Here is a 15083-nt window from a genome sequence, read left to right as displayed (position 1 = left end):
GCTTAAAACTCTAAAATGACAGCACTCGTAGCAGCCATTGTAATATTCAATCCGTTAGTTATATTTTCAGTTTTAAATTTAGTACCTGATAGTAAATCTGTAAAAGTAGTTTTGTCTTTTAAATTAAATGCTTCTATTACATCTTTTGGCAAATTCATAGTTAACTTAACTTCATTTCTATTGAAATTTGCTACTACTAAAACTCGTTTGTTTTCAGTATACCTTAAATATGCGTAGATTTTATTGTTAAAACCCGTTGAAGTTTTATTTGCTTGCAAAAGCTCATAAAAATTACCACTAGAAATTGCTTCGTTTGTGATAGCTAGATTAAGTAATTTGCTATAAAACAGGCGAAGCTTTTTCTCGTCATTATTTAATTTACCACCATCAAATGCGCCATTATTCATCCATTTTTGGTGTTGCGGTGTTCCCCAATAATCAAAAATGGAAGTTCTACCATCCTCTCCGCCAAAACCTTCTATACCATGTGCAGGTTCGCCAACTTCTTGTCCATTGTAAATCATAACTGGGCCTGAAGATAATGTTGCAGTAATTACCATTCCTGGTACGCCATACCATGCATTTCCAGCAAATGCATTCGAAGCAATTCGAGCTTCATCGTGGTTTTCTAAAAACCGTAACATGTGCTGAGAAAACCCATTACTTTCTTTTTGCCAAACAAAACTGATGTCTTTTACCGTCGCTTTATTGTCATCGGTTATTAAACGTTTTAATCCATCGTATAACCCAACTTTATCGTATAGGAAATCGAATTTTCCGTTCACTAAAAAGTCTTTGTATTGATTTCTATCGTATGCTTCGCCAATGAAAATTAAGTTTGGATATTTCTTTTTCAAATCTGTAATTACCCAATGCCAAAATTCTACAGGCACCATTTCTGCTACATCACATCTAAAGCCATCCACTCCTTTTGATGCCCAAAAAGCCAAAATATCTCGCATCTTTCCCCATACAGGAGGTTGTGGCACAAAATGTTTTGTATTGTTATTTTGAACATCAAAACCATAGTTTAATTTAATGGTTTCGAACCAATCATCTAATTTTGGAGCATTGCTAAACACATTATTTCCTGTTGCCTCAGCAGGATTTTCTTCGAATTTTCCATCTTTTAAAGGACTATGATATTCATTTCCCCCTGGATTATAACCCGATGGAACAACAAATTTTTCGTTTGGAATATAATAGAAATCATTGTTGGGATCGAAGCTTTTGCTTACATCATCATTAGCACCTAAATCAATTACGTTTGCTGGTTTAGCATCAGAATGATAAGTTCTGGCCACGTGATTTGGAATAAAATCCATTAGTACTTTTAATCCCTGATTGTGCGTACGTTTTATCAAGTCTTCATATTCGACCATGCGATTTTTAACATCAATCGCTAAATCAGGATCAACATCGTAATAATCTTTAATCGCATACGGTGAACCCGCCCTTCCTTTCACAATATCTGGATCATCAACCTTAATTCCAGCCGACGTATAATCTGTCATCGTTGCATGTTCAATTACACCCGTGTACCAAACATAATTTACACCCAACTTTTTTAACTCAGATAATGCCTTCTCATTAATATCATTGAACTTTCCGCTCCCGTTTTCTTCTAGTGAACCGTAATATTTGTTGGTGGTATTTTTATTGCCGAAATAACGGACAAGTGCTTGATAAATCACCAACTTTTTATTTTCGATTTTCTCTTTGGTTGTTTGATTTGGATCTAACATTTGCAAATTATTTTTTCGTCCGCAAGCAGATAAGCCACAAATAATGACCATTAATACCGCTATTTTGATACCGTTTTTCAATGAGCTATGATTTGTGAGTTCAATTCTAAAACTCCATTAGCTTGCAAAGTGTGATCTTCGCCAAAAATGTTTAAAGTTAAAGCTTTCTCGCTTTCATTTTTTAAACTCACTTTTTGCTCATCTACTTTAACTGTAATTATCGCTTGTCTGAAACCAATTTTAAACGCATAAGATTTCCATTTTTTTGGTAATACTGGATGAAGATGTAATTGATTATTTTTAATGCGCATTCCGCCAAAACCCTCAACCACGCTTAACCACGTTCCAGCCATTGAAGTAATGTGCAAGCCATCTTCTGTATCGTTATTGTAATCGTCTAAATCTAAACGAGATGTACGCAAATAAAATTCATAAGCCCTATCTAAATCGCCAAGTTTTGCGGCAATAATTGCGTGTACGCAGGGCGATAATGAACTTTCATGAACAGTTCGTGGCTCATAAAAATCATAATTTCTGCGAATGGTTTCTATATCGTAATCTTCCTCAAAAAAGTAAATTCCTTGTAAAACATCAGCTTGTTTAATAAAGCATGATCTTAAAATTCTATCCCAACTCCATTTTTGGTTTAATGGCCGATCAACTGCTGGTAAATCCTTAACTAAAACTTGTTCTTTATCTAAATATCCATCTTGTTGCAAGAAAATTCCTAGTTTTTCATCTTCAGGATAAAACATTTTAGTAATAATATCTTGCCAATGGGTGATTTCTTTAACTGTATCAAACTTTGTTTTGGCTAAAATTTGATTTAGTTCTTGAGGATTATCGGCTTTTACTAAATCAATTGCTTCGATTGTATATTTTAAACACCATGTTGCAATTGTGCTCGTATACCAATTGTTATTCACGTTATTTTCATACTCATTCGGGCCAGTTATGCCGAGCATTACATATTTCTCTTTTTCGATGCTCCAATTAATGCGTTGTGCCCAAAAACGAGCAATACCAATTAATACTTCTAAACCGTATTCTGCTAAATATTTTTGCTCTCCCGTGTAACGGATATAATTAAAAATTGCAAAAGCAATGGCGCCATTTCTATGAATTTCTTCAAAGGTAATTTCCCATTCATTATGGCATTCTTCGCCATTTATAGTAACCATTGGATATAATGCAGCCCCATCTTTAAAACCTAATTTTTCTGCATTTTCAATTGCTTTTTCTAAATGATTGTAACGATAAATTAATAGGTTTTCTGAGACTTGTTGAGGTGCAGTTGCCAAGTAAAAAGGCAAACAATACGCTTCTGTATCCCAATAAGTTGAACCTCCGTATTTTTCACCAGTAAATCCTTTTGGACCAATATTTAAGCGAGCATCTTCACCTGTATAGGTTTGGTGCAGTTGAAAAATATTAAAACGAATTGCTTGTTGTGCTGCAACATCGCCTTCAATTATTACATCGCCATTTTGCCATTTAGTAGTCCAAGCAGCTGCTTGTTCCTTAAGCATTTGATCAAATCCTTTGGCAACAACTGTTTTTAAAACTTCAACAGCAGCATTTTCTAGTTCAGTTTTATCGTGATTTTCTGATGAAAGATTAACTGCATATTTATAAATTGTAGTTGCTTGATCTTTTTTAACATCAACCGTAAATTGCTGTGCTACATACTTTTCTTTAGTAGAAAATTTAGGTTTTACATTTAACGCTATACCATCTTGATGAATTGCCGTGTATATACCAGAACTTACCCAAAAAGCTGTTTTTTTGGTTTCCATAGTTAGCAATGCAAAATCATCTTGTTGCTTAGCGCTTATTTCAGTCCAAAATTTCTCATCATAGTTTGAATCTTGGTTTTTTACATCTCCATCTAAACTAGATTCAATCGAAATTTTTCCATCAAAATTATGCGGAGTAATCGTGTATTTAATTGCTCCAGCTTCATCATCAACTAAACTACAAAAACGAATTGTTTCTACATCGAGAACGTTCCCGTTTTTTAGTTCCACACTAAATCTTCTAGTTAATGTACCCAATTGCATATCTAGCACACGACTAAAATCTAAAACTTTACAGGTATTTAAATCGAGAACTTCATCGTTAACAACAATATTAATTCCAATCCAATTAGTTGCATTTAATACTTTGGCAAAATATTCAGGATACCCATTTTTCCACCATCCTACGCGAGTTTTATCAGGATAATAAACACCAGCCACATAATTGCCTTGCAAAGTTTCTCCAGTATATTGCTCTTCAAAATTGGCTCGTTGGCCCATTCTGCCATTACCTAGGCTAAATATACTTTCAGAGATTTTGTTCAAATGCGGATCAAATCCCTCTTCAATAATCTGCCACTCGTTATATTTGATATAATTCTTCATTCTTATAAACTCTCCAATTTTTCAATAGTCATTTCAAATAATCCCGCTACCACTATATCTGCTTCGGTTAATACATCGGCTTTACCAATACCTACCGTTTTCATATTTCCTCTTTTCGCAGCTTCAACGCCTGCAATCGCATCTTCAAAAACAACGCATTCTTCTGGCTTAACGCCTAATTCTTGCGCCCCAACTAAAAAAACCTCAGGATTTGGTTTTGATTTGGTTACTTTATTTCCATCTACCAAGGCATCAAATAGATACATTAAGCCAATTTGATTTAGTATAGTTTCCGAATTTTTACTAGCCGAACCCAATGCCGTTAAATAGTTATTTTCCCTTACCGACTCCAAAAATTCTTTTGCACCTGGCAAAATTTCATTAGGTGTCATTTTAGTAATCATATCAACGTACCATGTATTTTTTAAGGTCGCCAATTCCTGCATTTCTTCTTCCGATTTGCTTACTCCACCCCAATTTAATATAATTTTCAACGACTCTATTCTGCTAATGCCCTTCAGTTCTTCATTTTGTTCTTCGGTAAAATCAAATCCGATTTGATTGGCTAATCTTCTCCATGCTTTATAATGATACACTGCCGTATCAACTATAACGCCGTCAAGATCAAAAATACACGCTTTTAGGTTAGACATATTATTGTAATTCAAAGATATATGATGTTTTAGCTGGCAATTTTATGTTATCAATTGGTATTTTCTGGTCCGTTATGATATTCAACAAGGTTTGATATTTACCAATTCTTTCTGAAAAACGACTTGTTTCTAATACTTCAGCTTGCTCATTTGTATTCATTACCACCATTACTGTTTTTTCATTAGTATACCTGAAGTACACATAAATACCATTTTCTGGCACATATTGCATTAACTTACCTGTTTGTAAAACAGAATTATTTTTACGGTAATTGGCTAGTTTTTTAACAAAATTAAATGCTTCATTCTCCTTTTCATTCCTACCAGAGGTGATAAATTTATTTGTTTTATCTCCTGTCCATCCTCCCGGGAAATCATCACGTACTTTACCATCTGGATTTGCAAGATTTTTCATCAAAATCTCTGTGCCATAATACATTTCTGGAATTCCACGGAGTGAAAGCAATAAGATAATACCCGATTTATATTTATCGAAATCTTCGCCAACTTTAGATAAAAACCGATCTGTATCATGATTATCCAAAAACAATACATTTCTGGTTGGGTCTTTATATTGATAATCGCTTGCCAAAACGGTATATAATTTATTTACACCTTCTGTCCAACCAAATTTTCCGTTTAATGTTTCATTTATAGCGAAATAAGTTTGAAAATCTGTTACGCCTTGTAGTCCAGTATCAAAGTGTTGATTAACCGTACTTCCTTCAGTAAAAAAAACTTGATTTGCAGTTCCATGAACCCAAGTTTCTCCAAAATAAGTAAACTTTGGAAATTCTCTAGTAATTGCTTTTGCCCATTCTGCCATAAATTTCAAATCATTATAGGCATATGTATCTAATCTAAATCCATCCAATCCGGCATATTCTATCCACCAAATATGGCTTTGCATAATGTATTTTTTTACTAACGGATTTTGTTGATTTACATCGGGCATGTGATGATCAAACCAGCCATCAGACATCAATTTTTTATCAGAATTGGCAGCATACGGATCAAATAAAACCTGGTCTTTATAGGTTGTGCCCGTATATTTTGGCCATTGATGAAACCAATCTTTTGCTGGCGGATCTAGAAACAAAAAATGCTGATCGCCAATATGATTATGCACCAAGTCTTTAATCATTTTCATCCCACGTTTGTGGCATTCATCTACTAGTTTTTTATACAGTGCATTCGTCCCAAAACGACGATCTATTTGGTAATTTTCTGTGTTGGCATAACCATGGTAGGATGTTTTGTACTCATCGTTTTCTAATACTGGATTTAGCCAAAGTGTAGTTACACCGAGTTCTTGCAGATATGGTAAATTGTTAATAATTCCTTGAATATCTCCACCATGCCTATAATACATCGAATCGCGATTCAATGTCATATCTTTCATCCCGCTTATTTTGTCATTACTTATATCGCCATTTGAAAAACGATCTGGCATAATTAAATAAATAAGGTCTTTATTGGTTACACCTTCAGTATGGTTTGTTCTAGATTTTAACTCATAAGTATACTTAATTACCTTTTCTCCTTTTTTAGTAAATGAAATTGGGAACGTTCCCGATTTTGTAGCTGAAGAAATTTTTAAGTTTACAAATAGATAATTAGGGTTTTCTACTTTTTGAACACTTACGAGCTTCACTCCAGGATAATAGAGCGTAACTGTTTTATCAGCAATGCGATTTCCTCGTACCAATAATTGAAGTGACTGATCTTTAAAGCCCACCCACCAATTCATAGGTTCAATTCTTTCGAGCTTAGGCATTTGAGCTTTTAGTAGCTGAAATTGGGTCGATAAGAGCACCGTTAAGAAAATTAATTTCTTGATCATTTTATATTTGGTTGATATAACTAACGAAAGTGTTAATTTTTAAGTTAAAACGCAAAGATTTTTTAAAATATAATCATAAACAAAAAAGCTCCCCGAAAATCGGGAAGCTTTTTAATCAAATATAAAATCTATTATGGATTAAATGTGAATGATAAATAATAAAGTGCACCAACTTCTGGGTTACCAAATGAAGTGCTATAGTATTTATTTAAAACATTTGAACCTCCTAATTTAACTACAGATTTAACCGAAGGTATTTTTAGGTTAACCTGTGCATCAAATGTTGAGTATGCTGGAACTGTTCCAGTAGCAAAAGTAGAATTCCAATAGAACTCATCTTGCCAACGATATTGAACATTGAAACCAAAGTTTTTAACGATTTCTTTGCTACCAACACCAGCGTTAAATCTCCATTCTGGAGTGTTAAAGTTGTTATCGAAACCTGCAGGAATATCACTCAATTTATTATAAGAAGTATTTCCATTAAAATTAAACTTGCCAACTTGATAATCTAAGCCAAAAGCAGCACCATAAGATTTAACTTTTGTTGCAATATTTACAGGAACACTAAATTTAACAGCAGCTGTAGTAGGGTTTTGATACAATTCTACACCACCAATAAAGTCTTCATAGATATTATAATAAGCATAAGCATCAATTAATAAACTTCTAGTAGCTAAGCCTTTGTAACCTACCTCAAAAGATTTAACACTTTCTGGACGAAGTCCGCCAGCATCAAAAGTATATTGTTGTAATAATGCAGGGTTTGGAGCACCAGCAGCAGCTGAAGCTAAGAATGCTTTATAGCTTGCAGAAGTAACACCTTTATTTGTGTTTAAATTGTATTTATTAATTGACTCTGGTAAACCACCAATTAAGCGAGTAGAACCACCACCTACAGCTAAATCAATATACTGATCTTGCGTAGTTGGGTTACGGTAACCTGTTTGGAATGATGCTCTAATATTATTGTTAGGAGCAACTGTCCATACACCCGTTATACGAGGAGTAAGTCTACCTTCAAAGTTTTTGCTTTTATCATAACGACCAGCAACAGTCATTTTAAATTTGTCACCAAATTTCTTACCTAACTGTGCGTAAGCTCCATATTCATTAATTACAATATCACGATTAGCATCATCGAATATTGTACCATCAGAATGTAAGAAGTAATCACGATAAGATGCGCCAACGATTAACTCTACTACATTATTAAATGCGTTAGAGAAGTTGTACATACCTTCGTAATGATATAAATTGGTTTTATCGTTAAACTTAGCTCCATTTGCTGGACCAATAGTTTTAGATGCGATTGTGCTTTTAGCAGTTTCATAACCAGCTGAACCAGGTATTAAACGACCAATATCTGCTTGTGATCTTGCAAATGCTTGTGCAGCTGCATCAGACTGACCAGCACCTCTTGCACCAATATAATTTCCAATATATTGAGGGAACCAAGTAGTAGATGGTTTCCAAGCTTCATTGATAAATGTACCTAAGATAGTAGCATTATAAGCTTCCCCAGAACGTTCTTGAGTTGTATATCCTCTTAAAAAGAAATCTTGTCCTTTTAGTTCTAATTTATACTGGCCAATTTTAAAGTTTCTTAATGAATAACGGTCTGTACCAGTATAAACTGATGTACCAGTACCCCAATTAGCTTGAGCAATTGCCTCAACAGTATTATTAAATTTATAGTGTAATGAAGTTGATGTTTTTAAAGATTTAGTATCATAATCTACCAAATCAGTTTCATTATAACCAGTTCTTGATACAAATTGATTACTTAGTAACTGTACAGGTTGACCTGGCTGCATACTTCTTAATCCTATATAAAATGGTAAGTAGGCTTGAACAGTAGGTCTTAAAGCTGCTGGTAAAAAACCTAAAGCTGTGGCTTGCTGTGCTGCGGTAGGAAGCCCATTTGCTGGAACACTTAATAAGTTAAAAATACCATTCAATTGTGTTTGGATGTTAGGTATTGCTCCAGCTGTTGCTGTATTAATACCTGCAATATTAGCTGCATTTACACTTTGAGCAACATTTACCATATTCTGACTAATCTCATCGCCATACACATTTATACCATCATAGTTTGGGTCACTGTTTCTATCTCCACTTTTCAACTGACGAGCAGTTCTATCAAAGTTTCTTGTATCTGTAGCAGCCCAATCTTTAGCTTGTAAAAAGCCAAATGAGGTTTTAAATCCAAATTTATTATTCCATGATTTTGCTAAACGAACATTTAATTCTTTAAATTCTTGTACGCCTTGACTTGTTTTGTCGTCACTAACATGGTTAATACCAGTTTTGTATTGGAAACTAGCTCCTTGGTATTGGTAAGGATTTTTTGATGTCATTAATAACGTACCATTAATACCACCAGCACCATATAACGCAGATGCCGCACCTGGCAACAACTCTACATTATCAACATCTAACTCTGTTAAACCTACAATATTACCTACTGAAAAATTTAAACCTGGAGCTTGATTATCCATTCCATCAATATATTGATTAAAACGAACGTTACCATTAGCATTAAAACCACGTGTATTAACTGATCTAAAAGTCATACTTTGAGTGCTCATTTCTACACCTTTTAGGTTGTTTAAAGCATCATAAAATGATGGCGCAGGAAGTTCTTTTAAAGCAGCAGAACTAATACGCTCTATAGAAACAGGAGATTCTAAAATACGCTCCGGTGTTCTTGATGCAGAAACAACTACTTCTTGTCCTAAGATAGTACCACTTTCTAGTTCGAATGTTAAATTAGCTGTGTTACCACTAACTTCTCTTTCTACAGTTGTAAAGCCTATATAAGAAACCATTAACGTAAAAGGTGCCTTTTCTGTTGTGCTAAAAGAGAATTGACCTTTTAAATCTGTAGATGACCCAATGGTTTTCCCTTTTACGGTTACGCTTACGCCAGGAATAGGCTCTTTAGTTAGCTTATCGGTAACGGTACCGCTAACCACAATGCTTTGAGCATGTGCTACAACTCCAGTTGTGAGCAACATCAAAAGCATAAAAATGACTTTTGTAAAAATTTTCTTCATACTTAAGTAGTTTATATTTGTTTATTTACTATAAACTTAATACAAATTTTGTTACTAACAAATTCTATTCTGCATAAAATTTATATAGCAAAATCTAATTTGATTATAATTGAATTTAATTTTATAGTAAATTGCAGAAGTATGTTTCGGCAATTAAAACAGAATCAACCAAATAACTTAAATTACCCTAATGAATAGAGCAAAAGCCCTCATCTGCATTATAACACCTATTTTATTAGCTTATATGTTAAATACTAAGTTTGGAGATACCCCGCCAATACTTAAATTTTTAAATCCGTTTACCGGTTTTTGGCAAAATGCCGAGAGTAATATGATTACTGCTAACAAGAAAATCGCTCTTAAAGGTGCGTATGATAAGATTGATATTCTTTTTGATGATAGAATGATACCCCATGTTTTTGCACAAAACGATCATGATGTGTATTATGCACAAGGCTATGTAACAGCCATGCATCGCCTTTGGCAAATGGATTTTCAAACTAGATTTGCTGCAGGTAGAATTTCTGAAGTTGTTGGAAAAAAGGCCATTGAGGTAGATCGATATCAGCGTAGAATGGGTATGGTATATGGCGCCGAAAATTCGCTAAAAGGAATGATGGAAGATCCAAAAGCAAAAGAAATGATTTTGGCTTATACAGCCGGAATTAATGATTATATCCATTCATTATCTAGGGCAAATTTACCGTTAGAGTATAAGTTATTGGATTTTAAACCAGAAGATTGGACACCAATCAAATGTGCTTTATTACTTAAACAAATGTCTGCGGTTTTGGCTATGGGTTCTGATGAATTTTACATGACCAACATCCTTAAAAAGTTTGGGCCAGAAATTACTAAAGATCTTTTTCCAGATTATCCTTTTAAAGAAGACCCTATTATCCCGGTAGGCACAAAATGGGATTTTACACCACTTCCAATTCCGCCAATACCAAAAGGATATACAGAAATGTTGACTGGCAATGTACAAACAAAGCAAAAAATTGAAGGAATTGGTAGTAACAATTGGGCAGTTTCTGGCGCAAAAACAGCTTCAGGATATCCGATATTAGCAAATGATCCACACTTAGATTTAACATTACCCTCTATTTGGTATCAAATTCAATTACATGCACCTGGTTTAAATTCTTATGGGGTTTCTTTACCTGGTGCTCCCGGAATTATTATTGGATTTAACCAAAATATAGCTTGGGGTGTAACCAATGTTGCTGCAGATGTGCTGGATTTTTATCAAATTAAATTTAAAGACAACACGCATAAAAATTATTGGTACAATAACGAATGGAAAAATACCAGTCAGCGATTAGAAAAAATTAAAATTAGAGGTTCAGCAGACGAAATCGATACCGTTTATTATACGCATCAAGGTCCTGTAGTCTATTTTCAAAAACCTAATTATAGCAAGGCAAGTAATGTTCCTGTAGGAAATGCTTTACGATGGATTGCGCATGATAAATCGAACGAATTAATGACTTTCTATTATTTAAATAGAGGTAAAAATTATACTGATTATAGAAAAGCACTAACTTTTTATACAGCGCCAGCACAAAATTTTGTTTTTGCCAGTGCTGATAATGATATCGCAATTACGCCAAATGGTAAATTCCCATTGAAATGGAAAGATCAAGGTAAATTTATATTGGATGGTTCTGATCCTGGAAATGATTGGCATGGATGGATTCCTGCATCGCAAAATCCGACAGTTAAAAACCCACCTCGTAATTTTGTGAGCTCTGCTAATCAATCTTCTACAGATACAACTTATCCTTATTACATTAATTGGGAATTTTCGCCTTATGAACGCGGAAAGAGAATTAACGATAGGCTTACTACAATGACTAAAGCAAATGTTGATAGCATGCGAAATTTGCAGAGCGATTCGTATAGCATAATTGCAGAAAATTTATTGCCTTATATTTTACCATTGGTTGATTCTACACAGTTAAATGCAACGCAAAAAGAAGCATTACATCTCACCACAAAGTGGAATAAATTTTTCGAAGCCAAAGAAGTTGCTGCCAGTATTTTCGATTTATGGAACAAGCGTTTAAACTATGATATTTGGGATGATGAGTTTACTATTGCAAACATTCCAATGCGTTATCCATCAAGAGATCGTACGATAGAATTAATTCAAAAAGATCCAAACTCTAAATGGTTTGATAATGTAAAAACAAGTCAAAAAGAAACTTTAAAAGATTTAGTGAATGAATCATTTAAATTTACATGTGATAGTTTAGAAAGAAAATATGGTGCTATCGGCAAAAACTGGAATTGGGGAAAAGTTAAAAACACCAATGTGCCACATTTAGCTAAAATACCAGGTTTTGGTTCTAAAAAGCTGTTAATTGGTGGAGGAAAAAGTACTGTTAATGCACTAAGCGAAAGCAACGGACCATCGTGGCGAATGGTAATTGAATTGGGTAAAACACCTAAAGGACATGGCGTTTATCCCGGCGGTCAATCTGGTAATCCAGGTAGTCCATTTTATGATAATATGATTGATACTTGGGCTGAAGGTAAATTGTACGACTTATTCTTTATGCAATCTCCAGATGATAAATCGGGCAAAATAATTTCTCATTACAAAATTTCAAAAAAATAAAATATGGTTTTTTTAGTCATCATTATAGCTTCTTTTTTACTACAACTAGTTTTGCCTTGGTGGGTAATTATCATCATCTCTTTCGCCACCTGTGGTCTAATTGGTAAAACTGGAAAAATCTCTTTTTGGCAACCTTTTTTAGCAATTTTTGTACTTTGGTTAGGAATGGCTTTATTTAAAAGTTTGCCAAATCATAATATTTTAGCCACTCGAGTTGCCGAAATGTTAAGCGTTAAACTTTGGCCTTTAGTTTTATTAATTACCATTCTATTGGGTGGTTTAGTGGCTGGTATTAGTGGTTATTGTGGTCACCATTTTAGAAAGGCAGTAATTAGCTTAAAAACGCCTGCCTAAATCTATATTTCTTCGTATTTTTGTGCAGTGAATATAGCTCCTGAACAAATTTTTTCTATTGATAATGAAATCGCTTTTAATGAAGTGGCTTTAGCTATATTTCAGCATCAAGAAAAAAATTGCGAAGTATACCATGATTACATTCATCACCTAAAAATTGATTTAGCTTCCGTAAATAATTATAGAAAAATTCCTTTCCTGCCTATTAGTTTTTTTAAAACTCACGAAGTTTTAAGCTCAAAATTAAAACCCGAAATTGTTTTTAGTAGCTCTGGCACTACTGGTCAAATTACTAGTAAACATTTAGTTAGCGATGTAACTATTTACGAGCAAAGTTTTAACAAAGCTTTCGAACAATTTTACGGTAGCCCAAAAGAGATTTGCATTTTAGCATTGCTTCCATCCTATTTAGAGCGAGAAGGTTCTTCTTTAATTTACATGGTTGACGATTTATTAAAACAAAGCAAGCATCCACAAAGTGGATATTTCCTTCATAACCTTGATCAACTTTATACCACCCTACTAGATTTAAAAAAAACTGGTCAAAAAACTATTTTAATTGGCGTAACTTATGCATTATTAGATTTTGTAGAACAGTTTAAAATTGATTTTCCTGAGTTAATTGTAATGGAAACTGGTGGAATGAAAGGTAAACGTAAAGAAATGGTTCGTGAAGAATTGCATGAAGTTTTATATGCAGGTTTTGGTGTAAATCACATTCATAGCGAATACGGAATGACAGAATTACTTTCTCAAGCTTATTCTTATGGTCAAGGAATTTTCAATTGTCCGCCTTGGATGAAAATTTTATTGAGAGATACCTCAGATCCGTTAAGTTTAGTTCAAAACAAACAAAGTGGAGGTATTAATGTAATCGATTTAGCAAATATCAATTCTTGTTCCTTTATTGCTACGCAAGATTTAGGAAAGTTTCATTCAGATGGAAGTTTTGAAGTGTTGGGCAGATTTGATAATGCAGATATTAGAGGTTGTAATCTTTTAGTGCAGTAAATCCACAAAAAAGCCCATACTTTTAAGCATGGGCTTTAGTATCTTATAATTAAATTATCCTGCGATTAACAAGAAATAATTCTTCTTTCCTTTTTGAACAATAATAAATTGATCGTTAATTAAATCTGTTGTTGAATAAGTTGCTGTAACATCAGTAACTTTAGTTTTATTTACACTTAATCCACCACCTTGAATAGTTTTTTTAACCTCTCCTTTTGATGGAAAAACTGTAGTTTTCTCTGCTAAAAGTGTAGCAATATCAATTCCATTTGCAAGTTCTGTTTTTGAAATCGTAAATTGTGGAACGCCTTCAAATATTTCTAACACACTTTTTGAATCTAATGTTTGTAAAAACTCTAAAGCTCCATTTCCAAATAAAAATTCTGAAGTTTTAATAGCAGTTTCTAAAGCCTCTTTCGAATGCGTTCTGACCGTAATATCTTCAGCTAACGCTTTTTGTAAGATACGCAGGTGCGGTGCAGCGTCATGTTCTTGTTCTAACTTTTCTATCTCTTCTTGAGTTTTTAATGTGAAAATTCTAATCCATTTTTTCACATCCTCATCAGAAGAATTTAACCAAAATTGATAAAATTTATATGGAGAAGTTTTCTCAGCATCCAACCAAATAGCACCGCTTTCTGTTTTACCAAACTTAGTCCCATCGGTTTTTTTAATTAACTGAGTAGTAATTGCATACGCAGTTCCAGCATCTTTTCTTCTAATTAATTCTGTTCCTGTAACAATATTTCCCCATTGATCAGAACCACCCATTTGAATTACACAATTATGATGTTTCCATAAATAATAGAAATCATACCCTTGTACTAATTGATAGCTAAATTCGGTAAATGACATACCAGTTTCACCTTCCAAACGTTTTTTAACGCTATCTTTTGCCATCATATAGTTTACCGTAATGTGTTTACCAACATCACGAATAAAATCTAAAAAGTTCATGTTTTTGAACCAATCGGCATTGTTTACCATTTGAGCAGCATTAGCTCCGGTTCCAAAATCCAAAAAACGACCTAATTGTGTTTCTAGCTGTGCTAAATTGTGATTTAGTATCTCTGTTGTCAGCAAATTACGTTCAGCAGATTTACCCGATGGGTCTCCAACCATACCCGTTGCACCGCCTACCAAAGCCACAGGTTTATGGCCAGCTCTTTGAAAATGGATTAACGTCATAATTTGAGTTAAGTGTCCAACGTGTAAAGAATCTGCGGTCGGGTCAAAGCCAATATAACCAGCACACATACCTTCATTCAGCTTATCCTCGGTATTTGGCATGATATCATGCAACATTCCTCTCCAACGCAATTCATCAACAAAGTTTTTCATCAGTTATTATTTATTTTCAATGGCATTCAAGCTATCCTCATCACATTAAATA

9 protein-coding genes are annotated in these 15083 nt (G+C 33.9%); 3 read left to right on the top strand and 6 right to left on the bottom strand.

The features are described 5' to 3' along the window. Nucleotides 1-2: 2 nt before the first annotated feature. The 5 genes from GM921_RS01520 to GM921_RS01500 form a co-directional block, all read right to left on the bottom strand. Nucleotides 3-1826 (bottom strand): alpha-amylase family glycosyl hydrolase, encoded by a 1824-nt coding sequence (locus GM921_RS01520; RefSeq protein ID WP_235969758.1) that lies wholly within the window; start codon nucleotides 1824-1826, stop codon nucleotides 3-5. Then, entirely contained in the window at nucleotides 1823-4147 is a 2325-nt protein-coding gene (locus tag GM921_RS01515) for a glycoside hydrolase family 65 protein (protein ID WP_182920847.1), read from the bottom strand. Before GM921_RS01515 ends, GM921_RS01520 begins: the two co-directional genes overlap by 4 nt. 2 nt (nucleotides 4148-4149) lie before the next feature. After that, the gene (gene pgmB, locus GM921_RS01510) at nucleotides 4150-4800 is read right to left on the bottom strand and encodes a beta-phosphoglucomutase (RefSeq protein WP_182920846.1); all 651 of its coding nucleotides are present in this window, start codon (nucleotides 4798-4800) and stop codon (nucleotides 4150-4152) included. A 1-nt stretch (nucleotide 4801) separates the two neighbouring features. Then, nucleotides 4802-6643: a glycoside hydrolase family 13 protein gene (locus GM921_RS01505; protein WP_182920845.1), complete on the bottom strand. Its 1842-nt coding sequence runs from the start codon at nucleotides 6641-6643 to the stop codon at nucleotides 4802-4804. 131 nt (nucleotides 6644-6774) lie between these two features. Further along, nucleotides 6775-9702, bottom strand: a complete 2928-nt coding sequence (locus tag GM921_RS01500) for a TonB-dependent receptor (RefSeq protein ID WP_182920844.1) — start codon at nucleotides 9700-9702, stop codon at nucleotides 6775-6777. A 190-nt stretch (nucleotides 9703-9892) separates the two neighbouring features. Between GM921_RS01500 and GM921_RS01495 the strand changes: the two genes are divergently transcribed. From GM921_RS01495 to GM921_RS01485, 3 genes are read left to right on the top strand one after another with little or no spacing between them, the layout of a single operon-like run. Continuing rightward, nucleotides 9893-12325, top strand: coding sequence for a penicillin acylase family protein (locus GM921_RS01495; protein WP_182920843.1), 2433 nt, complete (start codon nucleotides 9893-9895; stop codon nucleotides 12323-12325). Between the two features lie 3 nt (nucleotides 12326-12328). Then, complete coding sequence (locus tag GM921_RS01490; protein WP_182920842.1) at nucleotides 12329-12679, top strand: hypothetical protein; 351 nt, start codon at nucleotides 12329-12331, stop codon at nucleotides 12677-12679. Between the two features lie 27 nt (nucleotides 12680-12706). Then, nucleotides 12707-13690, top strand: a complete 984-nt coding sequence (locus tag GM921_RS01485; protein WP_317170953.1) for a LuxE/PaaK family acyltransferase — start codon at nucleotides 12707-12709, stop codon at nucleotides 13688-13690. A gap of 54 nt (nucleotides 13691-13744) precedes the next feature. On the opposite strand, the gene tyrS is transcribed toward GM921_RS01485, so the two are convergent. After that, nucleotides 13745-15031, bottom strand: coding sequence for a tyrosine--tRNA ligase (tyrS, locus tag GM921_RS01480; protein WP_182920841.1), 1287 nt, complete (start codon nucleotides 15029-15031; stop codon nucleotides 13745-13747). Between the last annotated feature and the right edge of the window lie 52 nt (nucleotides 15032-15083).

It is taken from the genome of Pedobacter planticolens, from assembly GCF_014172375.1.
GTDB lineage: Bacteria > Bacteroidota > Bacteroidia > Sphingobacteriales > Sphingobacteriaceae > Pedobacter > Pedobacter planticolens.
Note: the sequence above shows the minus strand (reverse complement) of the source record. Positions and strands in the feature narration are given on the sequence as shown.

Coding starts and splice junctions, on each gene's coding strand:
- tyrS (WP_182920841.1), bottom strand. CDS start 15,031: ATGAAAAACTTTGTTGATGAATTGCGTTGGAGAGGAATGTTGCATGAT.
- GM921_RS01500 (WP_182920844.1), bottom strand. CDS start 9,702: ATGAAGAAAATTTTTACAAAAGTCATTTTTATGCTTTTGATGTTGCTC.
- GM921_RS01495 (WP_182920843.1), top strand. CDS start 9,893: ATGAATAGAGCAAAAGCCCTCATCTGCATTATAACACCTATTTTATTA.
- GM921_RS01505 (WP_182920845.1), bottom strand. CDS start 6,643: ATGATCAAGAAATTAATTTTCTTAACGGTGCTCTTATCGACCCAATTT.
- GM921_RS01490 (WP_182920842.1), top strand. CDS start 12,329: ATGGTTTTTTTAGTCATCATTATAGCTTCTTTTTTACTACAACTAGTT.
- pgmB (WP_182920846.1), bottom strand. CDS start 4,800: ATGTCTAACCTAAAAGCGTGTATTTTTGATCTTGACGGCGTTATAGTT.
- GM921_RS01515 (WP_182920847.1), bottom strand. CDS start 4,147: ATGAAGAATTATATCAAATATAACGAGTGGCAGATTATTGAAGAGGGA.